Source organism: Rubinisphaera italica (assembly GCF_007859715.1).
Lineage (GTDB): Bacteria > Planctomycetota > Planctomycetia > Planctomycetales > Planctomycetaceae > Rubinisphaera > Rubinisphaera italica.
The window spans coordinates 1111653-1136794 of record NZ_SJPG01000001.1 but is presented as its reverse complement, the minus strand read 5'-3'; the positions used below and the strand labels follow the sequence as shown (position 1 = coordinate 1136794).

Sequence of the window (25142 nt, the reverse complement as noted above, 5' to 3'; positions counted from 1 at the left end):
CGGGTCGATGAATAGCAGGAAGTTTGCAAGTTCACATGTGGTATCTTATTTTTCTAGTCCCAGTTTTAATAGTCGCCTTCGCGGTCGTTTATGGCTATGCATTGCGACGTAAAAACATGCATTACTGGCTCGGAAGCTATTACTTCCCAACGGACCGTGAAGCCCCGCAGGATCAATCTGAGGAACCAATCGATCTCTTTATTGCGATTTGCGATCACTACGAACCTCAACGCGGCAACCTTCCCAAACCGCAAGCGATGGAACTGGTGAATCGCTGGTGCGAGCAGTATCCGAAACTGTTTGATCGTTTTCAGGATGTGAATGGCCGCAAGCCGCAACATACATTCTTTTTTCCTCAGGATGAATACCAGCCCGAATATCTTGATGCGTTAAAAACATTGTGCGATGCTGGCTATGGCGATGTCGATATTCACCTGCATCACCGCGACGATACCCCTGAAGGTTTGACGGAAAAGCTGGTGACATTTCGGGATGAGTTGTTTCACCGTCACGGGTTATTGCGACGGCATCCAATCACAGAAGAAATTGTTTACGGCTTTATTCATGGCAACTGGTCGTTGTGCAATTCGCATCCCGGAGGGTACGACTGCGGCGTCGATCAGGAATTGAGTATTCTGAAAGAAACCGGCTGTTATGCCGATTTCACGCTTCCGTCAGCTCCGTCGCCAACTCAGGTTTGCACAATCAACAGCATTTATTATGCGTGGGATCGACCGGGGATCACGAAATCTCACGATACTGGTCAACGCGCCAAAGTTGGACGCAAGCCCCCCGAAGATGCTCTATTAATGATTCAGGGGCCACTCGTGCCTGACTGGAAAAATCGGAAGCTGGGAATATTTCCCAGCATCGAAAACAGCGATTTGCATGGCAACCGTCCACCAACGATGGATCGATTCGATTTGTGGCAATCAGCCAATGTTCATGTGCTCGGTAAACCGAACTGGAAGTTCATCAAACTCCACACGCACGGCTGCAAGGAGGGTAATATCGATATGCTGCTCGGGCCGGAGATGGTGAAATTTCACGAGCAACTCGCAGAGCGTCATGCAAAAAATCCTCAGTTTCGCTATCACTATGTGACGGCATGGGACATGTATCAACTGGTGAAACAAGCTGAGGGCAATGCAGAGACTCGACTCAAAATTGCTGACCAGTCCGATCAACTGTTTACCGCTCAAACCCCTTAGAACAGGTATATTCGTTACCACCTCGCCGTCCCCCCTGCTTTTCCGCTTCATTAAGGGGAACCTGATTTGCGTAACTTCCAAAATGTGGGATGGTTGAAGTGTGCTGTCGCTGATTAAGAATGGGATACTCTGTACTTGCTCGGCGCAGGAGGACGCATACGAACTCTGACCACAATGAGGTGGACAATGCTGAAGGAAGTTACGAGCAACGAACTCGTCGCCGATCGCCGATCAAAATTACGCCGGGCCATGGCGGAACGTCGAGGGACTGAAAGCAAAAAACAAATTCGCGAGGAAACCGAAGACCGAGGAGAAGACCGCCGCAAAGTCGAACGACGACGTCAGATTGATCCCACAACCTGCGAACGCGATTACTCTGGTGACGAAGTGGAATTCATGCGAGCGATCGATGATTACAAACGTCGCAGCGGCCGTCAGTTCCCCACCTGGAGCGAAGTACTGGAAGTGATTCGTGACCTCGGCTATCGTAAAGTCGCCGAACCGACCACAACATTTATTCCTGAATAATCAGAGTGATTTCAATTACTTGATAAGGCGACCCGAGCCATGACTGGCTCGGCTCGCCTTTTTTATATTTCAGGCCCCAAAAACATTTCACACAATGCTTTTTCGGCTGCATTGGCCTGCGATTTATTGATGACAGCCGTCATCCGCATTTCACTTGCGCCAACCAGTAAGATGTTGATGTCATGATCGGACAATGTGCGGAACATTTTTTCGCCAACGCCGGTGTGACTGCGAAGCCCAATGCCTGCGACTGAAATTTTCGCAATTTCAGCATCGTGGGTTAAAGTCACTTCGCCATCCATCTCAACCGCATTTTTCACCAGCTTCAGGCATTTTTCCAAATCGTTAGCTGGAATTGTGAAGGTGATATTCGTTCGGCCCTTCTGACTCACGTTCTGGACGATCATATCGACCATCACGCCCCCTTCTGCCACCACAGAAAACAGGTTCGCTGCTATTCCAGCTTTATCGACGAGATTCTTAATTGTCACTCGTGCCTGAGTTGTATCGACGATCACATCGCTGACGACTATATCTTCCATGTTTGCCAGTCGCAACACGACTTCCCGTTCCCGCTTTTCGTCAAGTGGATGAGTTTCGACCGAAACACCTTTTAAAGATTCCCCAACATGCGGTTTCGGAATTTCCAGCTTGTCCAATCCGAAATCATTGTGAATTGCTTTGACGGCATCGAGTGCTCGATCGGCATCGATCAGAACAGAGATTTTGATATCCCCAGTTGAAATCATCAGCACATTGATTCCATGACTGGCCAATGTTTGAAATAACTGAGCCGCGACACCGGTGTGAGTCTGCATTCCGCTGCCGACAATCGATACTTTCGCCAACTGTGTGCCGTGACGGACTTTGCCCTGCCCCAGTATTTCCACAGCTTCCTCAGCTGCAGTAACAGCCTCTGCAAAATCATCCTTTGGAACAGTGAAGGAGATTTCGGCAGTCCCTCCTTCAGCGATATCCTGAACAACCAGATCGATGGGGATTTTTCGAGCGGCCATCTTCTCAAAGATGAGGCTCATCACACCGGGACGATCTGGCACATTGTACAGACTGACCCTCAGCTCATTTTTCACCAGAGCGACTCCGGTCACAACAGGTGTCGGATCCAGTGGTTGCAGGCTGATGAGAGTTCCGCTTCCCTCATTAAACGAAGGTCGGACACGTAACGGAACTCGATATTTTTTGGCAAATTCAATCGAACGGGAATGCATCACCCCTGCACCGAGACTGGCGAGTTCAAGCATTTCGTCGTAAGAAATCTGATGAACCTGCCGAGCTTCAGCGACAATGCGGGGATCGGTCGTGAAAACTCCTTCAACATCCGTGTAGATTTCACACAGCGAAGCATTCAGCACAGCAGCCAGGGCAGTTGCTGTTGTATCACTTCCGCCACGGCCCAAAGTTGTGATATTACCGATTTGATCATGCCCCTGAAATCCGGCTGCGACAATGATATTGCCGGCATCGAGCAAATCGTGAATTCGACCTGTCTTGATTTGACGGATACGGGCTTTCGTGCTTGCTTCATCAGTCATAATGCCGATTTGCGGGCCGGTCAGACTGACTGCTTTTTCACCCAGAGTGTGAATCGCCATCGCCATCAGGGCAATCGTTTCCTGCTCTCCCGTGCTGAGGAGAACGTCCATTTCGCGCGGAGAGGGTGTGCCGGTAATTTCCGTGGCCAGATCAACCAGTTCATCGGTCTTTTTGCCTCGGGCACTCACCACAACAACAACTTGATGACCAGCTTTTTTCGCGGCAATGGCTCGGCTGGCGGCATTACGGATCTTTTCCGCTGTCGCCACACTCGTTCCCCCAAACTTCTGCACAATAATCGACACAAATGACTCCAATGGACTCGGTCAAGTTTTTCATTATTAATAGTTCATTCCAATCACAAGCACGAAGAATATCAGATGCTCACCTTAACTTCATCCATCCAGAAATATGCAGTTGGCTTCGAACACAAAAAAAATCAGCCCCCCAAAGCTGGAGAGCTGACCTTGCGTGAATTATTGAACTCAAAACCGGCTTAACTGTCGGCCAGTGGTTCTTTCTTCTCAGTAATCACAGGAGCATCCTGAGATTTTTCTGCGTTAATCTCGATATAGTTTTTCCATTCGTCAGGGATGTTGTCCTCGTGGAAAATCGCTTCAACGGGACATTCTGGCACGCAGGCTTCGCAATCGATACATTCATCTGGATGAATGTAAAGCATCGTTTCACCTTCATAGAAACACTCGACCGGGCAGACCACGACGCAGTCTGTATATTTGCAGTTATTACATGGTTCGCAGACGATATGTGGCATGACTGTTCCTTCAATGAACAACAGGTCCGTTAAACAATACTTCAAACCCTACTTACGTAAATACTGCAAGGGGTCGGACTTGAGATGATGGGAGTGCAAATGGAACACTCTCTTACTACATCGTTCGTAATGCTAGTCTCCACTTCAATGGAATTCAAGATGAGCTGGAAGAACTGTACCAACTGACATTCAATCTCAAAAAATGGTTCACTTTCTGACCATTTTCGCCACGAATCTGAAGCGAATTTGCGTTCAGGTCGGAGTCTCGCTATAAGCAAGACATCGATTTATGTTTATGCAATTCCTGAGTGAGAAATTCCCGTTCTGAGAATTGGATCCTCACTCTCAAATTCCCTTGTCCCTGGCCTTAGACCACAAACCACCAATGAAATCTGTCGAAGACCTGCCGCCCGTTGATATCCGTCCTGAATCGTGTATTCGCGATGCTCCTACGACGTTCTGGAAAACCCTGCTCCAGTTAGGTCCTGGATTGATTATTGCGGGCAGTATTGTCGGATCTGGGGAATTGATTGCAACGACGAAAACCGGAGCACAAGCCGGCATCACACTGCTCTGGCTGATCATTCTCGGCTGTGTGATCAAAGTCTTCGTTCAAATCGAACTGGGACGGCACACAATTATTCATGGCCAAACTGCTCTGCAAGCTTTAAATCAGGTCCCCGGTCGTTTTCTCTCACTGAACTGGATCGTCTGGTTCTGGCTGGCAATGATGATTTCCGGCATTGTTCAATTAGGTGGAATTGTCGGCGGCGTTGGACAGGCAGCCGCGATTGCGATGCCGTTAACGGGAGATTACCGAGCCGCGATCGAAATTCCTTCCGAAAAAGAAATCCGCTGGATGCTCGACTGGGAAGAGACTCGAGAAAACAATCCGGAAGCGTTTACCTCATTGCCTGAAGGGGAACGACAACGGATTATTGAAGGCGGAAAACTGCTTCGTGCTCGACTTTCTGAACTAGGCGAACGTGGTTCCAATGCTGTCACCCAGGTCGAAAACAATGAAAAGTTAATTGATCCCTATACCTACGACGACAAATACTGGGCCCTCGCGGCTGCTTTAATCACCGTTGGTCTACTTTACAACGGACGTTACGGGCTGATTCAAAACCTGACGACTGTGCTTGTTGTGATGTTTACCTTTATCACAATCGGCAACTTTGTCGCACTGCAGTCGACGGTCGAATGGCATCTCTCCAGCACAGAAATCCTGAACGGACTTTCCTTCGGACTTCCCAGTGCAACTAAGGATGGAAGAGCACTTGCAACCGCGCTCGCGGCATTTGGAATTATCGGTGTCGGAGCAGCGGAACTGGTTTCGTATCCCTACTGGTGCCTGGAAAAAGGATACGCTTTGCATACGGGTCCCCACGATGGCACCGATGCGTGGTACAAACGCGCCAAAGGCTGGCTCAGGGTGATGCACGTCGATGTTTTTCTTTCGATGATTGTCTACACCGTTGCGACTGTTGCCTTTTATTTAATCGGCGTCGCCGTTCTCTATCGCTTCGGACGTGACCCGGAAGGGATGCGAATGACGAGCACACTTGCAGAGGCTTACGATCCGATGTTCGGTGAATACGCCTCCTGGATGTTCCTGATTGGTGCGATCGCCGTGCTCTACTCGACCTTCCTGGTTGCCAATGCGGGCCACACGCGAACTTATACAGACCTCTTCAAGCTCCTTGGCTGGATACCGCGAGGTGACCGTGTCAAACACTGGCGATCCATCTCAACACTCGGCTGCATCCTGCCGATCCTCTGCCTGATTATTTTCTGTACGAACATCAAGCCCGATGTCGCAGTTCTGGCAGCAGGCATCATGCAGGCGTTATTGCTTCCCATGCTGGGAGTCGGAGCCCTGTTCTTCCGTTACTGGCAAACCGAAGACCGATTAAAGCCTTCAATATGGTTCGATATCTGCCTGCTCGTCTCCTGCGTCAGTTTCTTCATCACAGGTGCCTGGGGTGCATATGAAAACTTCGGCTCACTGATCAGCAAATACTTTATGTAAAATTCAGGGAATAATTATTTTCAAAAACATTACAAGCACGAAGCGCAAGCGAGTGTGTTTATAACGAACCCAACACACTCGCTTGCGCTTCGTGCTTGTAGTCCTGTTAGCCACTTGTCACAATTTTGCTTCATACCCTGCAGAAAATGTGACATGAATACTCAACCTCGAAAAGTTGTTATCCAGAAGAATCCGATGTCCGGGTCCGGGCTGCGTGAGCCGCAATTGCAGCGACTGACTCAACGGCTGGAAGAGCTGGGGTACGCCCCCTGTGTCTACGGCAATCGCGAAATGATGGCTGAGGACTTAAAGCAGGAATCCTTTCGCGCACAAACCCGGTGTCTCGTCGCGGCTGGTGGAGATGGGACGGTCGATGATCTGATCAATCGCTTTCCCGGAATCCCATTAACGATTCTGGCAATGGGAACGGAAAATTTACTTGCTAAGCAATATGAAATCCCCCGAAATGGGGCGCTGGTTGCTGAGATGATTGCTGCCGGGCATACACGCAATATCGACCTCGGACTAGCCGGTCAAAAACGTTTTGCGGTCATGGCCAGTTGTGGATTCGACGCCACGGTTGTTAAAAAAGCTCACGAAGCCCGGCAAGGTCGAATTACAAAACTGCACTACATCCGACCGATTCTGGAAACAATTTTCCATCGAAAACGCATCGAACTGGTTGCAACATCACCCGATCTGCCAAAACCCTTCTCCTGTGAACTGGCCGTGGTTTCGAATGTCTCACGCTATGCTTCGAACCTGCCAGTCAATCCCGATGCGATTGATAATGATGGGCTGCTCGACATTTGCCTCTTTCGAAACATCACTGCCCTGCGCCTCATCCGCCATTCCCTACAAGGCTTTCTGTCTGGCGAAATCACCTCGACCAATATTCATCGCTTCAGTTCACAAATGGTAAAACTGACTTCTTCCAGTGCAGTTCCGATTCAAGCTGATGGCGACCCCATCGCGGAAACCCCGCTCGAATTCCGAGTGCTCCCAAAGGCTCTTGAACTGATCGTTCCTGAACAAGCGGCGAATTCAAAACTTGTACAAATTTATGTGCAAAATTTCGCAGCTGAGTAATCAAATAAAATAACCGCAGTAAAAACAGATCAACACAGTACTTAACATCTGCGTCCATCCGTGTTCATCTGCGGTTCTTATTTTATTTTTGCAATTACTGAAGTTTATTGACTGTCTCAATAATTGTCTTGCTGTCTTCTGCGGCATTTACAGAAGTATCTTTATAAGCAATCTTTCCAGACTGATCGATGACGAACGTCCAGCGGGAGGCGGTCACGCCTCGTGTCAAAACATGATTGATCCCTTCAACTTCTCGTTCGATGCTGCCACCGGATTTTGTCGGCACTCCAAATGCCTCGGCGACACTGCCATCGGTATCGGCGAGCAGAGTAAAGTTCAAGTCGTGTACTTTCTTGAAGAGTTGATGCGATTCGACAGTATCGCCACTCACGCCGACAACTTCGACATCGGCATCGTTCAGCTTGGCCATGTCATCACGAAAGCCACAAGCCTGTTTTGTACAGCCGCCAGTCATGTCAGCCGGGTAGAAGTAAACGACAAGAATTTTTTTGCCGACATGATCGGTCGACTTCCATTCTTTTCCCTGATCATCCTTGGATGAAAATTTGGGAGCAGCATCGCCAACATTTGGAGAAGCTGCCTGAGCAATACCTGAAAAACAAATCATACCGCTGAAAACCATCGCAGTGAATAAACGAAGCATCGTACCTGTTCCTTTGGAAATTGGTTGGAAGTAACTTCCACCACAAATAACAACTGCAGAGGAAGGATTCAAATTCAGATCGATTATCACTCTACCATTTCTAATGTCTTCGTTGTAACTTGCAGACAGAGGACTTCTGTAGTTTTATTCAAAGATTTTCCAATCAGGATTCCGAATGTTTTTCCGCTTCACTTACATCTTCTCGGCCTGCACGCTTTGCATTGCTGTGGGCATTCTGATTGCGCGAGGTATTGCTGGATCATTTTCATTGGATCTGATCACGATTGGATTGCTCTTAGTCGCGTTCGTTCAGTGTGGATTTCTGCTGTTTCTGTATCGCTCTCGCGATCGAATCATCGATCTCTCCCGCACTCCCGAACTCAAAGATTTTCAACAGGCGAAGACCGATTTCGAATCCTATCGCCGTGAAATCCAGCGGGACCTCGAAGTCGAAGCAACACGAGTCGACAATATGTCCCGAAAACTGGCGGACCGTTATCGCGTCATCCACGAGTGGCTGGACACACCGGAGTTTATCGATATTCGCGATGGCCAGATCGATGCACGCGATCCACTCGATATGATGGGCGTGATCGGAAAAAAAAATCGCGCTCAGTACATTCAGCTTGATCGCGAAGTCGCGAAAATACTGGATAAGCAGGCCGAAGTCGTTTATGAGCGGATTCGTAAAAATTATTACGCACCCCAGGGGCAATTCGAAACGCAACTGTTTCGCGATGATATGATGACATTGGTCACTGACATCGCTCATGTCTATCAGCCCAACCTTAAAAATCCACTACTAAGTACTTCGCCCGAGCAACTTGCCAGAGCGATCAACCGAATTGGACTGCACTTACTGGTCGTTATGGATCAACTCCCGATTGATCTCAAAGCGTATAACATTCAGCAAACTTACGACACCGTACGACATGCGGTCAAAGTTTACGGCAACTACGTGAAAGCTTCGCCGTATATCGACTGGGCTTCTAAAGGTTTGCTGTTTGGACGAGTCGTGACGAGCATCAACCCTGTCACATTAGGCTTATGGTGGGGAGCGGCTGAGTTGGGAAAATTTGGGGCGAAGAAAATCGCCTCTCGCATCATCGATCAACAGGCGATCGGCATGCTGCAAAGTCTGATTCGAGTCATCGGCTATGAAGTCGCAGGGATTTATGGCGGAGACTTCCGACATCGCGACGCCAACTGGTGTTACGGTGTTGAAGTGACGCAAATGGCAGCCACGTTGCCAGCTTCGCGGGCGAGTATTCAATCGGCGATGAAAGAAATCACCCGGCTCGAACTTCGGAATGAATACGATCGGCTCGCCCTGTATCGAGCAATCTCTGCAGGCAAAGCGATTTCCAGAAGTCATGTGCATACCGAGTTATTGACGGAAGAAGAACGGCGACAGATTCTCGAGTTGCTCGAAAAGCATTTTCACGAGTCTGCTCATGGACAAAAAACATCAGAGGCAGACAAATGGCGGAAAGCAGTCCAGGAACATCTCGGATTGCAGTTCTCCACTCTCTCAAAAACGGGCACTTCACGGAAATCGAAACCAGAACAGCAGGATCGCGAAATTCTGCAGTCAATGACGGCCTTTTTAATTAATGTTCGACAACAAACTCCAACCGAAGCCCAGCAGCGTCTCTCCGAATCTGGATTAAGAAATTCGATTCCACTTTCTCTCTCAGAAGAAGATTTTCAAAAAGAATTGCAGGAGCTGACCAGCGAATCCCGCCAAGCCTTACTGAAAGAATTCGCACCACCTGACCTGGATCCAACCGATCCTCGCGTCAACGAAATGCTGAAAGTGCTCTATCGCTGGAACGCACAAATTTCTCCGCTAGTCCCCGAAGCAGAAGAACTGCTCATTGAGCTTGCTTTGTATTACCGCAAAGACTCTCAAAAATCTGTTGAGCTGCAACAGGAGGCCTTTCGCTTGCGGTTGCTGGAAAATTTCCCGGCAGAAGCCGAAGCCATTGCCAATTTTACCGGACGTAATTGCCGGGCTTTGGCTTATCTGAACGATTCCAGCGAAAAACCTCAAATCCCCGAACAGATTTACGAGCGTATTACCGTCAAATGGGAACGTCCCTGGGGGGTGAAAGAGATCGGTTACCCAACCGATGCCGAACTCGTCATTTATGCCATGCCCGATTCCATCTTGCTCGTCGACGTAGGCCAGTCGCTGGATCTTCCAGAAATACTCTGGAAAGCCGATGACAAGTCCTTCATCGAAAATAAGTCAGGAGTCATGACAGCCATGGCAGAGATGACTGGCGGACAAATGTCTCCCAGTTTAACAGGTAACGCTGTTCAATCTCTCTCTCTCGAAGCCCCGATGACCGCCCGCTTCCAAAGCTATTTCGCCCCCCTGCTCGATAAACTAAGCGTGGAATAGTTAAAATAAAATGCTTAAACCCCGTTCCAAATGGAAACCGGATTTCCGATAACCTATTGAATCAGGATCTCACGGGTGGCGGGGGCGCTCCGCTTTAGCGGAAGCCCCCGAAAGTCCAACGATTCGGGGGCTTCTCTTCGAGAGCGCCCCCGCCACCCGGGTTCAATTGTTTTTTTAGTCGTTCAACGGTTGCGTACCGGTCTCTTTGCAGCTTGATGAATTTCTCCGGTTTTCAAATTGAACCTGGTTTAGTTCCGGCATAAGTGTATTCGAATATATCCCATACAAGAATGATCTGGACTCATTTTACTGGAAAGCATATAAGCCCAAAACTCATTTTCATTCACTTCCTCTGACGGAAGAGCTTTATGCTCTACCACTTGCGGTCGCATGGACGCTTAAAATACTGATAGCGATCTGTTTGCTCCCGCAGATCGCCTCAATTTCATTACAGAAATGCACGAAACGATGGAACGTACCGTAAAACCTCGACCGGCTGTCTTGCGGGCATTAGGAAATCAGGATCCTCCAGGAGAACTTCTGATTGATGGAGAGATTTTCAAGCGTGATGAAGTTTTCAAACACGATTCTTGGGCCGCGACGGCTCTTTATCGGGGCAATGAATTCGATGCGGTTTGTAAAATGAACCGTTCCCAGTCGATTTACGGCTTTCCAATGAAATGGCTGGGACGCTTTCTCGCCAATCGAGAAGCTTTTGCTTATAGCACACTGGCAGGAATTGAGGGGATAGCCTCCGGCTGTGATAAAATTGCTCGGAACGGCAGAACCCTGCCCAATGTGGTCGCCCATCAATTTGTTCCGGGTCATCCTTTGGGGAACAATGAAGAAGTCAACGAAGACTTCTTTCCGGGATTGCTCCGAATCCTCAAAGCGGTCCACAAAAAAGGCTTTGCTTATGTCGATCTTCACAAACGGGAAAATATTCTCGTGGGCGATGATGCCAAACCGTACCTGATCGACTTCCAGATCAGCTATTATTCCGCTCCAGATCGCATTTTCAGAATGCCGTTCTCAAGAACCTTGCTGAGGTTGCTGCAAAATTCCGATCTCTACCACCTGACCAAGCACGTCAAACGGCACCGCCCGGAACAGGTTAAAGAACTTGGCTTAACGAAATTCGCGACTCAACCCTGGTGGATTCGAGCCCATCGAAAAGTAGCCGTGCCATTCCGCCAAACACGTCGTCGTTTATTAACACTGATAGGCGTACGAGGCAAAAGCGGTCGCTCTGCGACAGAAGTCTTCGCCGAACATGCCTTCCGCTGTGAGAATGAACAGGGCGAGAACACCCAGAAAGCCGCCTGATCAATTACTGCGTTCCACTGATCACACCCATGAAGGATTTTTTCGCATTTCCTTCTCGGACTTTCGACTGAATTGTATTGATCACACGTTGAGCTTTTCGTTCGCCATTTTGCATCGCATATTGCACGGCTGACTTCATGCTGCTGTTGAGATTCTGCAGCGACTTGTGATAAATCTGGTAATCCCGAAAAGCCTGCTCCATCCCATCGAAAGGCAGCTTTTTCTCGACAAACTGTTCGTAAGTCTCTTCAAACCAGGTTCGTTGCCCAGCCGAACTGGTAAAGCCGATGTCGTAATCTTTCAGGCAACGAGCCAGCTTAGTGCCGCAGTCTCGCAGCCAGCGGCGGGCATCCTGCCAGTCTTTCTTGTCCTGAGAACTTGAATAAGTCCGCTCATCCGTATTCAAATCCCGATTGAGCGATTTCAGGCGGGCAGAGACATCGACGATCTTTTTACGTTGACGCAGTAAATCAGCTTCAATCATCACACTGGAATTCCACTCGGCATGCATCCCTTCCAGCCACTCCAATTCAATCACCGAGGGCACCCGATTAATTCCCTGAGAGAGTGCTCGCGTCGTGCCGAACGCAGGCATTGTCATATTCGCTTCGGGCTGCATCATTTGAGGAGCCACAGGCATCATCGGGGCCACTGGAACATGACAGGCGATGTATACTTGAGGATCACCCCCGGGAATCGCAGGCGGCAATGATTGATCCAGCAGAGGATTTGATCCTTGAGCCGCCTCGAATGTCATTCCATTCAATGCCCAGGACGTGACCTGCTGAAAATTGAGGCCGATCGCCTGTAGGATGGCTCGCATTGTCAGATTAGGAATTTGACTGCGATCGATTTCTTGTGGAAATAAAACGACCACCCCATGCGGAAAATTGACCGGCTTGAACCAGCACCAGAAAATCAGATTTGGTGCAGCAGGGCAGACAATCTGTTCCCACACAGTTGAAGCAGGTCTTGCAGTGAAATCAATCAATGGCGATTGACCATCCGTCATCTGATTGGCTCCCGGAGGTGAAGAATTGCAATGAGCGTAAATAAGTTCGCTATTTAAATTCTAAACTGATGCCACCCTGAATCCAAGATCACGTCTACAGAATTCATAATTCCACAGCAGCTTCGTCGGAAAAAAGTATTGACGCTGAATTATTCGCCAGCATCCAGAATAGCCGGAACGACGAAGTACTGACCGTCGGTCTTGGGAGCATTTTGCAGAGCCTCTTCCCGGGAAAGCATGGGGGTGAGGACATCGTCGCGAAAAACATCGACCACATCAATTGGATGAGCCATTGGAGCTACGTTTTCGGTCTCAACCTGATTGAGGATTTCGACGTAGCCAATCGTCTTCGCCAGATGAGCCTGCATTTCGACAAGCTCATCTTCGTTGAAGGTCAAATTCGCCAACTGGGCGACTTTGCGGACATCATCGAGTGAAATATTCGACATAGTTGATACTAATTCCTGAAAGAAGGTTCCCTCACGACGCTCAATTGCGTGTGCCACTGGCTCTGCCAGTGCAGCGTATCGTAACGGCTTCCTCTAAGGAATAATTCAGGAATCGCCTTCGAGTTCCGGCAAAGTGAACGGCTCGCGGACGACTGGCTTTTGAATCAGGCCAGCACGAATCATGCTGACTGGAACCCAGCGTCGAACAGTGACACCATTTTCGACCAGTCGCACCCGCTGCAAGTTTTTACGGAAGTATCGTTTAGTAATTCCAGTCGTTTTACGGCCGTTACCACCGAGATACTTCGGTTTACCACGCTGTGAGAGACTATTGCCCACAGCTGGAGTATTGTCGCCATAAAGCTCTCGCAAGGCGTCCCGCTTGGCATGTTTGTGTTTTTTGTGAGTACTCATATCCAAAACTTTCTCGAACCGCTGCTAATGCACACGTAATTTCCGTAATTCCGTTTGGGCCACAGAATATATGAGAATGGCATAAAGATTCAAGGCTGGAGTGCTCCTAATTTTTAGAGGTTCCTCTCAACAGAACTCCGCAGGTTGGGTTAGCGGAACCCGTAACCCAACATAAGACAACACCGGTAGCCAAAAAGAGAACGAAAGGACACCACTTTTGTGCAACTATTAGAAATACAAGCACGAAGCGCAAGCGAGTGTGTCAAAATCAGGCCTGAACACACTCGCTTGCGCTTCGTGCTTGTAATTTCGCTTACTTAAACGATGGGAAAACTTGCGGCTGGTATCAAATCGAACGATTGCAGGAATTTTAACTGCCAGGTCGTCGTGCGAGACTCCCGTTTGTCATTTTCGGTGTCCCAATTCTGCAATTTCTTCGCTGAGACTTGTAATGACTACATTCCCGACAGACTTACCAACAATCTTTTCGACACTAAAAATAAACCATAAACCACTAAATATAAAACACTTACAACCACAAACCAAACACAAAGCACAATTATCCCGAAGAGTTTGGCACGCAGTCTGCATTATGTCATTTTCGTTCAGACGGGAAGTAAGGAGCCCAACTGAGCCTTAGACGAGAGAAACCAATTAAACAGGAAGTGCACTGCTGAGAAAGCAGTTGCCATCGAAAAGGAGACGAAAGATGTTAGTTCTCACACGAAAAAAATCTCAACTGATTCAAATCGGCGAAAATATCGTGATCAAAGTGATCCGTACCGGGCCTGGTTCTGTGAAAATCGGAATTGATGCCCCGAGCGATGTCCGCGTCATGCGTGGCGAACTCGATCCGAAACTTGCCGAGAATTATAAGATGGAAGAATCGGAATCGAGCGATTCCGATACCAACGCCGTCGCGGACGCCTCTCCCGAGTGCCGCCGTAACGAGCGTGTTGAAGACGAGGAACCTGTCAGTGTGAAAACTGTCAGCCGTCGGACTTCAAAAGCGTCGGCTCTCTAACCGACACGGGAAACGTCGTGTGCCAGAAACGGCTCTGTGAGAAATTGATCCGGATCCTCACGGCCAAATCGAGTGCACGACACAATTCCCAAAAAACCACGCAATCTGACATTAAGGAGCGTCCGACATCTTTTTCAAAGACTGTCGAGCGAATACGAGCCAGGCTGCCCACTTGGCCCGTCGGCGTGTGCGACTCCTTTTGAACTGGATGATTTCCTGCCGAAGATATACTTCTTTGCGGCTCGATTCCCGACCCTGAATTCCAGCCGTATTCTTGACCCGAAGGCAGGAGTCTCCAGTTCAACGCACCGCCGACTTTTTTCCTCATCATGATGTTGTGCCCTTTCAGGGCTTAATCAGGTTCGTCAAAAATCTGTCACGTACTCCATTGTCGTACTTGATCAAAACATCAGCTCAGCATGTCTGGGCAGACACTGCAGTTGTTCATTAAAGATGCCAAGCCGCGACTGGTTTTTCGTCTCTCTTCTGATACGAATAATCATGAGGCTTGGCTTCTTTGCGTTTGGGGATGTGGAATTTTCACGATAGAATCAATACTCCACATCCTCAATACCAAGGGCTGGTGACAGGAGATCCTGATGAATAACTCCAAATCAATAAAAACTCAGTCGATTAAGAATTGGAGAATTTTAACCCTCTGCCTCGTTGCGTTAGTAGTTTTCGCAGTTGGAATTAGTCTCTTTTTGCCTGAAAGTGGTCACAGACGAGATGTACGCAGGCTTCAATGCATGAACAACATCAGAAATCTGGGAATTGCTAACCATAATTACGCAAGTCAAAATCATGGGGCTCTACCGATCAGCTATTCACTGGACGCACAGGGAAACAGATTGCTCAGTTGGAGATACTCGTTACTCGATCTCCTGGACAACGCAGCCCTGAAGCGGTTAATCGATCCAGAAAAACCGTGGGATTCAGAAACAAACAGGGATTACTCTGAAACTCAAATCACGGTTTTCATTTGCCCAACAGATTCAGAAATCCCCGAAAATGGATCATCATATTTTACAATCACTGGTGATGAAACACTCTTCCCGGAAGGGCCATCGGTCACGCTTGATCAAATTTCCGAAGCAGATGGTATGACCAATACTCTTATGCTGACTGAAGCTGCGGACATGGATATCTCATGGCTGGAACCACGTGATATTCCCTTTTCAGCCGTCAATAAGTCCCCTCAAGATATGAAGGGAATCGGTCCTTCAAGTCACCATGAAGGCTTCAATATTTTTTATACAGATGGCCATGCTAAGCTAACAAGCAAAGACATCGATCCAAAAGTCCTGCGAGCTTTGATCACCTGGAATGGTGGAGAAAAAGTTCCTGAGGAGTTTTGAGTCGTCATTTTTCAAATATGCCAACGGTCTGATCACGATCAATTGAATGAGAAATTAACGTGACATAGTTCGGATCATTGATTCTGGAAACCTGACGATCAGAGTACTGGGGGAAAGAAACCATGAGAAATGTCAATGAAAACGAACTCCCAGAATATGAACCTTGGAATTATAAATTCCTCTTTTTCCTGCTCGTCCTTCCTAATCTTGTAGCCTTAATTCCCTTAATTTTGTATCTCCCAATGGGAGCTCGCAGTACTGGTGGTACGAGATATACATGCATGAATAACCTCAGAATTATTGGTTATGCCACCTATAATTACACGAGCATGAGCGGTGGTACTCTTCCTATCAGTTATACAATGGATGCCGAGGGAAACAGATTATTAAGTTGGCGTTATTCTCTTCTCGATTTATTGAATAAATTCAACATTAAACAAAAGATAAACTCCGAACAAACCTGGGATTCAGCCGAAAATCTTCCCTTCGCTGCTACCCAGATTCTTGAGTTCGCCTGTCCTGACGAAGACAACTATCCGAACAATGGGATTTCGTATTTCACCATCACAGGTGAAGAAACGCTCTTCCCGGATGGCTCATCAGTCACTCTCGACCAAATAAATGCAGCTGACGGGACAGCTAATACCATCATGCTGACAGAAGCAGCCGATATGGATATTGCCTGGCTCGAACCGCGGGATATTCCCTTTTCCAATGTCAATAAGCCCCCTCGTGAGATGCTGGGGACTGGACCATCGAGTCATCACCAAGAGGGCTTCAATGTCTTTTACGCTGATGGTCACGCTCAGGAATTGAGCAAAGATATCGATCCAATAGTCTTACGCGCCTTGATTACGTGGAATGGTGGTGAAGAAATCACAGAGGAAGAGTTCTGAGACTTTCATCCCATCCTACCATACCCGCCCATTTGCAAATTTAACCTCTCAGAACACTCTCCCGAGATGATCTGGACTCGATTCGGCTTTCACTTTTATAATCCCCAGAACTTTCAGATTACCATTCAGTCGAATACTCACCAGAAACAGACCATGAGGGTCTGAACTGGGTGGGAATGACTTCAACATTATCGCAGGGAAGCGGGAACTCATGTCGGTTATTGAGGGATTTTTTAAAGTTTGGCCGTATCTGCGTCGCTATCGGGCTCGAATTTTTCTCTCGTTTTTCTTCGCCTTCATGATTGGCGTTTTCTGGGGAGCGAATCTTTCGGTCGTTTATCCTGTTACGACTGTTCTGATGGACGGAAATCTGCAGGATTATGTCGACAATCAGTTGGTTGAAATTCAACAGTCAAATAAAGCCACGCTTTCTCTGATTGAAGAAATCGATCAGGAACTCGAATCAGGGGAATTGTCGGAAAATCAGAGTCTGAGTCGGCTGGAAACCCGAGCAGAACATCAGGAGCGGATCTCCAAAGCAACGCGCAGCATTCTCTGGCTGAACTGGTCCAAAGCCCATGTTCTGCCCTGGCTGCCAAGTGATCAATTCAATACGGTGGCATTACTGTTCGGCCTGCTGGTCCTGGCGACCGTACTAAAGGGTTTCTGTATATTCGGACAGAGTGTTCTGGTCGGCAGCGTTGTCGAATTGACAACCATCGATATCCGCAAAGCGATGTTCCGCAAATGTCTGAAGCAGGATTACCAGACACTGAACCTCGAAGGCACGCCCGCGCTGATGTCGCGGTTTACGTTTGATTTGAATGAACTTTCCCATGGATTATCGCTGGTCGGCGGACGGATGGCTCGGGAGCCGTTGAAAGCGGTTGTCTGTCTCTTCCTCGCCTTTATGGTGAACTGGCGATTGACGCTGATGTCGCTGCTGTTTGTCCCTATTGCAGGCTTCATGTTTGTCCGATTTGGCAAGCTGCTGAAAAAAGCCAGCCATCGGATGATGGAAAGCATGTCGCGAATTTATCAGGTTCTCGAAGAGACCCTGAGTGCGATGCGTGTTGTCATTGCGTTCGGCAATCAACGTCAGCACCGCCGTCAATTCCATAAGGAAAATCGCGTTTACTACAGCAAAGCGATGAGAATCCATATGATCGATTCCATCACGAATCCTTCCGTGGAACTGATGGGCATCTGTGCGATCTTTGTCACCGTGTTGCCATGTATGTATCTGCTGCTGAGAAAATCGACCTCGATCTGGGGTGTGCAACTGGCGGATGTTCCTCCCGATATTCCAACTCTGATGCTCCTCTACACCTTCCTGGTAGGAGCGGTCGATCCAGTGCGGAAAATTACAACCGTCTATTCCAAAATCAAACGCTCAGTCGCAGCTGCTGATCGACTGACTCAAATGCTGGAATCGGAATCCCGTATCAGAGAGAAAGATAATCCTCGAGTTCTGCCACGTCATTCGAAACAGATTGCTTTCGAAAATATTTATTTTGCGTATGCTTCGAAGAATGGATCTCCCCGACCGGATGCCCTGCGGGATGTTTCTCTGCAAGTTGAAGCCGGCGAGTGTGTTGTGGTCGTGGGTGAAAACGGTTCGGGAAAATCGACACTGATCAATCTGCTGCCTCGTTATTACGATGCTGACCATGGTCAGATTCTGATTGACGGAATCAATATCAAGGATGTTCCTTCCAAAGAATTACGATCTCAACTCGGTGTCGTGACTCAGGACACGTTTTTGTTCAACACCTCAATTTACGAGAACATTCGCTATGGCAATCCTCATGCCAGCCGAGAAGAAGTTGAAGAAGCTGCTCGAATTTCCGGCGTGACCCAGTTTCTGGAACAATTGCCAGATGGTTTTGAAACGAATGTCGGCGAGAAAGGGACTGGACTGTCTGGTGGTCAGCGACAACGCGTCGCCCTGGCTCGGGCTTTAGTTCGAAAACCATCAATCCTGATTCTCGACGAAGCGACCTCAGCGATTGACTCCCAAAGTGAATTTGAGATTCAAAGTGGCCTCAAAACTTACGGAAAAGAGTGCACAACCTTCATCGTGACACATGCTGTGAATCGAACTTTGCTCGATGTGGTCACGAAAATCGTCGTAATGCATGAAGGCCAGATGATCGCCTGCGGGAAGCACGAACAACTGCTCGAAACCTGCCCGATCTATCACAATCTGTTCCAGGCTCAGGTCAAACAACGAGCTGCATAATTGATGATGTATTTTCTTGAGTTGGACAGGCTTCCAGCCTGTCTGAAATGGACGTGTTGATCAGATTAAACGCGCCATCGCTCCGTGAGCCGTGTTCTTGAATTACGCGTGTCAAGCACGGCTCACAGAGCCGTGGCAACTTGTCGAAATCGCTCAACTGTCGCATCGCAGTGAATGATCCGGTACAGTAAATGTTCCTCCCGTGAACGACTACACCGCCAGGTCCTCATAGCATTAAACTCAGGTTGAGAATGCTGTCGAGCACGACAACGGAGTGCACTACCGTTATCCGACGACCAAAACAAAACCCTGCAGGGTACCAGAAGCCAATTGATGTCTTTGCCATATCTCATCCAACTCGCTGAGTCTCTGCAAACAGGTTTGCGAAAATATCCGCCTGAACGCTGGGAAAAACACCGCTCATTTCTGCTGGCTCAGCAATGTGAAGATGGCGGCTTCCGGGGACGGGAAGGCGACAGCGATCTTTACTATACGGGTTTTGCAGTACGTGCCCTTTCGCTGATTGGCGAACTGGATGAGGAATTACTCGCAAGACTTGGCACCTATCTACGTCAGGAACAACAGCGAACTTACAGCCCTGTCGATGTCCTCAACTGGATTTCCTGTGCCGTCGCGGTTCAATTGGCAGGTGGCGAAGATGTTCTTTCAGAATCATCGGCTGCCGAATGGTTGGATCGAGTTTTTGCAGACTTGAATTCTCTGCGTCGCGAAGATGGTGGGTTTGCCAAAGGTCCCGAAGGAAAACTGGGAAGTACCTATCAAACGTTTCTGGTGGTGATGACGCACAATCTACTGGGACGCACGATTGAATCTCCTGAACGGATTGTCGATTTCATGTTCGATCGTCAACGCGATGATGGTGGATTTGTCGAGATTGCTCCGATGCGACGCAGCGGCACCAATCCGACTGCGGCTGCAGTGGCCACATTAAAACTTTTTGGTGCAGTCGATGCGGCTTTGATTGCTGATGTTCGGGATTATCTGAAGGATGTCGAGCAGGATGATGGTGGAGTCGCCGCTAATACCCGGATTCCCTTTGGCGATGTCCTGTCGACCTTCACAGCCCTCGTTACCAAAAGAGATTTGGGAATTGAGCTTGGCGGCCTGCAATTTACTGCTCAGGATTTCGTGAAGCAGGGACTTGAATTCCCAACGGGTGGCTTTCGAGCAGCCTTGTGGGATGATCAGGCCGATGTCGAATACACGTATTATGCTCTCGGAGTCCTCGGACTGACCGCTTCAAATGCACAGGATGATTGAGTAGATCGATCAACCACTGTTAAGAGGCGTGCGTGATTGTTAATCACCCTAGCGACGCTGGAGTATGAATTGGCTCGGACCTATTCAATAGGCCTGAACATGAGTATCATATATAACGAAGCAGAGTTAGACCTCGAAGTTATCTCAAACCGTCAGACAGGCTCGTGAAATATTTGCTCATAATGGGAAGTTTTGCCCTCAGTTTAGTTGTGCTGGGAGTGCTCTTGTTTTTTGCTTCGGATACGCTGGCTTCCTGGGTGTCACTGACCTTTGCGATTATCATGCTTGTGGCGATCTGCCTGATGATCTCAGCTCCCTCCCCCAGGCACTCCTTCTGGATCGGTTTTCTAATCCTCTCCCTGGGCATGCACTATCTGGATGATCCCCAACGAAGTTTTATGTCGACACTGCCAAGATTTTCCCATCCGACTGCCGACCTGATTTATGACTATTTCTTGCCGATCAATCCAAACATACCTGGCTTATATTTTTATACAGCGCGAGGCCATTCTGCTGTGTGGTATCAGGAATTCGATCAGCATGGAAAACGAAAGGGGATCGGAGCCATGTCCCCAACAGACAAGAAACTGGGAGGGATCGATGTTTCTACAATCCCCGTTGCTCCAGATAGCGTGGCATTTGAAGTCATCATTCGCGAATATTTTGCGATGTTGTTCGGTATTCTGGGAGGCTGGCTGACCTATCGGCCAGATCGTTCGCGGCAAAACTATGAACCGTTGGATCAATAAGCTATTATGATTGATAGTTATCTGGTCATAAATTCGTACTGTCAACTTTATACTGAGAGAGTAATCGTGATATCAAACGCTCGATGCATTAATATGCTTTCAAGTCTGTTTTGCGTAGTTCTGGCATTCATTTGCTGTTCAACTCTCATTCAGGCCGATGAAAAAATTGGCCCCTGGAACCTGACAAAGCTGAAACAGGTTCCGGAAATGCAGTGGGTGGATCAAACGGGTCCCGTGCATTCTCTTCTGTATTCAGGCGAAGAGTACCAGGGACATGCGACAGAAGCTTTTGCGTTCTATGCTTCTCCGATCACATTGGGGAAAGCTAAGGCTGGCCAAACCTTTCCTGGCGTAGTTTTGATTCATGGTGGTGGCGGAACTGCCTTTGCAGAATGGGCTTATTTGTGGGCTGAGCGGGGCTATGCCGCGATTGCGATGGATCTTTCGGGACATCGACCGCCCGATCCGGTGTACGATGCCACGACCGGTTTGCCGGTGAAGAATCAGGCCTCTAGAAGAGCGGGCCGTACTCGGTTACCCAACGGTGGACCGGATCAAAGTCATAACGAAAAATTTGAAAGCATCGGTGGAGGGACTGATGATGACTGGCCTTATCATGCCGCTGCAAATGTGATTCGGGCGCATTCGTTGCTGCGGTCGTTTCCTGAAGTCAATGCGGAACAAACCGGTGTTACCGGCATCAGCTGGGGTGGATACACAACTTGCCTGGTCGCTTCTCTGGATGATCGATTCAAAGCAGCAGTGCCAGTTTACGGCTGCGGTTTTCTGCATGAAGGGGAATCCGTTCAGAAACCTTCCATCGATCGACTGGGGCAGCGACGTCAAAAATGGGTTGAGGAATACGATCCTTCCAGTCTGCTGGTTCACTGCCACGTTCCCATTCTGTTCGTGAATGGGACGAACGATGTTCATTATGTTCTGGACAGTTACCAGAAGAGTTATGATGTCGTTCCCGGATTCAAACAGATGCGGATTGAAGTTAAAATGAGTCACAGTCACCCGGCTGGCTGGGCCCCGCAGGAGATCGGAATTTTTATTGATTCGTTTTGCCTGAACAAACCCGCCTTGCCAGTGCCGGATCAATTGAAGGACGAGGATGGTAAAATCATTGTCACATATAAAAGTGATCTCCCTCTCAAAGCGGCTGCCCTGCATTACACGACTGACGAAGGTCTCCGTTCAAAACGGGATTGGGTGAGCGTTCCCGCTGAATTTAACAAGAATCAAATCACAGTCGCCTCACCTCCTGGAAATGCAAATACCTGGTTCGTCTCGATGACTGATGAACGGGGGGCGATGGTCACAACGCCAGTTCAGTTTCAGCCAGCTCTTATTAATAATGAATAGAATATAAGTGGCTTTCAGGAAATCTTGATATGCTGAATGGATTCAATAATTTTCCTTAATTACGAAAGCCTCGAATTGGACGAGCCTCTAACTGATAGTCGTGCACCTTCCCGGTGGCCCTATTTCAAAAATCCAGTTGTCAGAGGATTGATTGGATTTTTAATCCTCTATTTTGTCATCGCGTATCTCGTCGCTCCCGGAGTTTGGGTGCACTACGCCCGCAAGCATCCTACATTTGACGACAACCCTCGAATCACCAAAACTCACGATGGTCATCCGGGGGATCCTCTCAACGTCGGCTTGATTGGCTCTGAGGATGACGTGAAAACAATTCTTCAGGCTGCTCAATGGTACCCCGCTGACGCGCTTGGCTTGAAAAGCGACTTGAGGATAGGGTTCGATACCGTGCTTGAAAGGGAATACAACAAAGCCCCGGTCAGTAATTTATATTTGTTCGGCCGCAAGGAAGACCTGGCCTATGAGCAACCTGTCGGAGATAACCCACGCCATCGTCACCATGTTCGTTTGTGGAAGACGGAGGATCTCAGCCAGAATGATCGACATCTCTGGATTGGATCGGCGACTTACGATGAGCGCGTCGGACTGAGTCATACAACCGGTCAGATCACACATCACATCGCAGCCGATGTCGATGCCGAACGGGATCACTTGCTCGAATCACTGCAGCAGACCAATGATTTGCAAGAGATGTATCTTGAGAAGGGATTTCATCAAGAACTCAAAGGAAAGAATGGCGGTGGAGACCCTTGGCATACCGACGGTGACCTTGGTGTCGGCATCATTAAGATTAGACTGCAACGAAACTGAATTCACATCAATAGTTAGACATGTTTCTGAACTTCAGTTGCTAATGACATGATCAAATAAACTGCATGAAATTGAGCATAATTTAGCCAAAACCTTAATCAACAGTCCTGCCTGGTTCCGTAGATTTCTGAGGACATGCTTCCAAGGAACCCTGGATTTTTAAAAAGACTTGTGTTCTAAGGAGTTTAGAGCTAGCCTTTGAATACAAATCCTTTATGACGGAGGGGTGGCTTTGCTGTCGCGTTCTTCCTGAGTTATCCCACATTACGAGGTCAAACACTGCGGTGGTCCCATCGCTCATTATCATTACATTAGGCGTTTGCCTGTTTGTTTTTTCCCTGACGTTCAACAGTCTGCGTGAGTTCAGCCGGAGTCGTCTGGAAGCAATCTGTAAACAGTACGAAAAAGAGAAACGACTAGGGCAAATCCTCAAGCTTGATGAACATGCTACGCTCACGGCCGAGCTGCTGTTTCTGACGAGTCTGTTTGCTTACGTCGTCACCAGTTTTCAACAATCCCCCGATCCACTCGGTGTGACTGTCTGCGCCCTGATTGTACTGATTTTCGGCTTTGCCTTACCTCGTTCTCTGGCCCGCGTCGCCAGTGAAATCTTCCTCTTTTTCGCCTGGCCATTCTTCGCAGCAGCAACATGGATGATGACTCCAGTACTCTATGGAATTGATGCTGCAGATACATTATTCCACCGCATGGCTGGTCGAGTCGACCCCAACGATAATGAGCCCACACTGATCTCTGAAGAAATCCGCACGGTGATTGACGAGGGCGAACGGGAGGGGATTATTGAATCCAGTGCTGGCCGTATTATTCAACGACTGATGGAAATCCAGAAAGAAGACGTCACCGCTGTCATGACACCGCGAACGGAAATGATCTGCATTCAGATCGACACTCCGATCGATGATGTCCGTCAGCAATTGATCGAAGTCGGTCATTCTCGCATCCCAGTCTATCGGGAATCGCCCGATGATTTGGTCGGAATTCTTTACGCGAAAGACCTGCTGCAGCAATTGGGACGGACGCCGGTTGAAGAAATTTCTCTGGTCGATATTCTCCGAGAGCCGCTGTATGTTCCTGAGTCGACAGGAATTGAATCACTTCTGGAACGGATGCGGGGAGAGCATGTGCATCTGGCAATTGTGCTCGATGAATACGGCGGCGTCGTCGGGCTTGTGACCATGGAAGATATTCTGGAAGAAATTGTCGGCGACATTGAAGACGAATACGACAAAATCCAGGAAGAAGAAATCAAGCAAATCAATCCCGGCACAGTCGATGTCGATGCCCGCGTGCATATCGACGATTTGAACGAGCAGTTCTCATTTGCTCTGCCAGAAGATGACGACTACGAAACCGTCGGCGGCTTTGTCTTCACGCAACTCGGGAAAATCCCTCTGCAGGGGGAAACGCTTACTTGGCAGAATATCCGCTTCACGATCCTCGAAGCCGACAAACGACGGCTCATCAAATTGAGAATCGAAAAAGACGAAACAATTCCCGTTTCTGCATAAGGAAAGTTTCTGCCTGCTTTTTAATTCAGGAGAAAACTCTTGCGTATCATCTCATTCGATATCATTCAGTTTGCAATTCTGTATTCTGTTATCGTGACCATCGGATCTTCTCTGAACTGGTTGTTACGATTTTTTCATACTTGGATATTCAACTGGAGCTACGGAACGCGAGGCTTTATTTCATTGACAGAGATCGTGCAGAATCGTGCCGATATGCAAATTGTCCATGATATATTGTGGGTGGTCACGACCTTCGTCATCTCATTTCTTACTGGTCTTTTAATTGCTACCCTCTTCAACATGGTAGCCCCCCTCTACGGAGGATTTAAGATTGGAATCGCGGAACCCAAAATGGTTGGCAATGAAGATCTTATCGCGGGGAAGGATTTCTGATTGAGATTTCATT

At 48.4% G+C, this 25142-nt stretch carries 22 protein-coding genes; 16 read left to right on the top strand and 6 right to left on the bottom strand.

Annotated features, from left to right (window positions below; genetic code table 11):
* Nucleotides 1-35: 35 nt before the first annotated feature.
* Nucleotides 36-1211: a hypothetical protein gene (locus tag Pan54_RS04385; RefSeq protein WP_207310035.1), complete on the top strand. Its 1176-nt coding sequence runs from the start codon at nt 36-38 to the stop codon at nt 1209-1211.
* Between the two features lie 186 nt (nt 1212-1397).
* Nucleotides 1398-1739, top strand: coding sequence for a hypothetical protein (locus tag Pan54_RS04380; protein ID WP_146502352.1), 342 nt, complete (start codon nt 1398-1400; stop codon nt 1737-1739).
* A 62-nt stretch (nt 1740-1801) separates the two neighbouring features.
* Here the strand turns inward: Pan54_RS04380 and Pan54_RS04375 are convergent, their stop codons facing one another.
* Together Pan54_RS04375 and Pan54_RS04370 are read right to left on the bottom strand one after the other, a co-directional pair.
* A complete protein-coding gene (locus tag Pan54_RS04375) occupies nt 1802-3598 on the bottom strand; it encodes an aspartate kinase (protein WP_146502351.1) in 1797 nt (598 codons plus the stop codon).
* Nucleotides 3599-3789: 191 nt separating this feature from the next.
* Entirely contained in the window at nt 3790-4068 is a 279-nt protein-coding gene (locus tag Pan54_RS04370; protein ID WP_146502350.1) for a ferredoxin family protein, read from the bottom strand.
* Between the two features lie 385 nt (nt 4069-4453).
* On the opposite strand from Pan54_RS04370, the gene Pan54_RS04365 reads away from it, so the two are divergent.
* Nucleotides 4454-6100 carry an NRAMP family divalent metal transporter gene (locus tag Pan54_RS04365; RefSeq protein ID WP_146502349.1) on the top strand — a complete coding sequence of 549 codons (1647 nt, stop codon included), beginning with the start codon at nt 4454-4456 and terminating at the stop codon, nt 6098-6100.
* A gap of 153 nt (nt 6101-6253) precedes the next feature.
* Entirely contained in the window at nt 6254-7189 is a 936-nt protein-coding gene (locus Pan54_RS04360) for a diacylglycerol/lipid kinase family protein (protein ID WP_146502348.1), read from the top strand.
* Nucleotides 7190-7283: 94 nt separating this feature from the next.
* Here Pan54_RS04360 and Pan54_RS04355 read toward each other — a convergent pair whose 3' ends face one another.
* A complete protein-coding gene (locus tag Pan54_RS04355) occupies nt 7284-7853 on the bottom strand; it encodes a peroxiredoxin (protein ID WP_146502347.1) in 570 nt (189 codons plus the stop codon).
* Nucleotides 7854-8028: 175 nt separating this feature from the next.
* On the opposite strand from Pan54_RS04355, the gene Pan54_RS04350 reads away from it, so the two are divergent.
* A complete protein-coding gene (locus tag Pan54_RS04350) occupies nt 8029-10260 on the top strand; it encodes a hypothetical protein (protein WP_146502346.1) in 2232 nt (743 codons plus the stop codon).
* 468 nt (nt 10261-10728) lie between these two features.
* Nucleotides 10729-11586: a hypothetical protein gene (locus Pan54_RS04345; protein WP_146502345.1), complete on the top strand. Its 858-nt coding sequence runs from the start codon at nt 10729-10731 to the stop codon at nt 11584-11586.
* Between the two features lie 4 nt (nt 11587-11590).
* On the opposite strand, the gene Pan54_RS04340 is transcribed toward Pan54_RS04345, so the two are convergent.
* The 3 genes from Pan54_RS04340 to Pan54_RS04330 form a co-directional block, all read right to left on the bottom strand.
* The gene (locus Pan54_RS04340) at nt 11591-12598 is read right to left on the bottom strand and encodes a hypothetical protein (protein WP_146502344.1); all 1008 of its coding nucleotides are present in this window, start codon (nt 12596-12598) and stop codon (nt 11591-11593) included.
* A gap of 149 nt (nt 12599-12747) precedes the next feature.
* A complete protein-coding gene (gene gatC / locus Pan54_RS04335; protein ID WP_146502343.1) occupies nt 12748-13047 on the bottom strand; it encodes an Asp-tRNA(Asn)/Glu-tRNA(Gln) amidotransferase subunit GatC in 300 nt (99 codons plus the stop codon).
* A gap of 105 nt (nt 13048-13152) precedes the next feature.
* A complete protein-coding gene (locus tag Pan54_RS04330; protein ID WP_146502342.1) occupies nt 13153-13461 on the bottom strand; it encodes a large ribosomal subunit protein bL28 in 309 nt (102 codons plus the stop codon).
* Nucleotides 13462-14170: 709 nt separating this feature from the next.
* Between Pan54_RS04330 and Pan54_RS04325 the strand changes: the two genes are divergently transcribed.
* The 10 genes from Pan54_RS04325 (at nt 14171) to Pan54_RS04280 (ending at nt 25129) form a co-directional block, all read left to right on the top strand.
* Nucleotides 14171-14485 (top strand): carbon storage regulator, encoded by a 315-nt coding sequence (locus Pan54_RS04325; protein ID WP_146502341.1) that lies wholly within the window; start codon nt 14171-14173, stop codon nt 14483-14485.
* Nucleotides 14486-15084: 599 nt separating this feature from the next.
* Nucleotides 15085-15843 carry a DUF1559 family PulG-like putative transporter gene (locus Pan54_RS04320; protein ID WP_146502340.1) on the top strand — a complete coding sequence of 253 codons (759 nt, stop codon included), beginning with the start codon at nt 15085-15087 and terminating at the stop codon, nt 15841-15843.
* A gap of 281 nt (nt 15844-16124) precedes the next feature.
* On the top strand, nt 16125-16739 hold the full coding sequence (locus tag Pan54_RS04315; protein WP_165441576.1) for a DUF1559 family PulG-like putative transporter: 615 nt from the start codon (nt 16125-16127) through the stop codon (nt 16737-16739).
* A gap of 211 nt (nt 16740-16950) precedes the next feature.
* On the top strand, nt 16951-18981 hold the full coding sequence (locus tag Pan54_RS04310) for an ABC transporter ATP-binding protein (RefSeq protein ID WP_146502338.1): 2031 nt from the start codon (nt 16951-16953) through the stop codon (nt 18979-18981).
* Nucleotides 18982-19314: 333 nt separating this feature from the next.
* Nucleotides 19315-20262, top strand: a complete 948-nt coding sequence (locus Pan54_RS04305; RefSeq protein WP_146502337.1) for a prenyltransferase/squalene oxidase repeat-containing protein — start codon at nt 19315-19317, stop codon at nt 20260-20262.
* Between the two features lie 164 nt (nt 20263-20426).
* Nucleotides 20427-21011 (top strand): hypothetical protein, encoded by a 585-nt coding sequence (locus Pan54_RS04300; protein WP_146502336.1) that lies wholly within the window; start codon nt 20427-20429, stop codon nt 21009-21011.
* Nucleotides 21012-21104: 93 nt separating this feature from the next.
* Complete coding sequence (locus Pan54_RS04295) at nt 21105-22379, top strand: alpha/beta hydrolase family protein (RefSeq protein ID WP_165441575.1); 1275 nt, start codon at nt 21105-21107, stop codon at nt 22377-22379.
* Nucleotides 22380-22415: 36 nt separating this feature from the next.
* Nucleotides 22416-23207, top strand: coding sequence for an LssY C-terminal domain-containing protein (locus Pan54_RS04290; RefSeq protein WP_146502334.1), 792 nt, complete (start codon nt 22416-22418; stop codon nt 23205-23207).
* 284 nt (nt 23208-23491) lie between these two features.
* Nucleotides 23492-24736: a hemolysin family protein gene (locus tag Pan54_RS04285; protein WP_165441574.1), complete on the top strand. Its 1245-nt coding sequence runs from the start codon at nt 23492-23494 to the stop codon at nt 24734-24736.
* 39 nt (nt 24737-24775) lie between these two features.
* The gene (locus Pan54_RS04280; RefSeq protein WP_146502332.1) at nt 24776-25129 is read left to right on the top strand and encodes a hypothetical protein; all 354 of its coding nucleotides are present in this window, start codon (nt 24776-24778) and stop codon (nt 25127-25129) included.
* Nucleotides 25130-25142 lie beyond the last annotated feature (13 nt).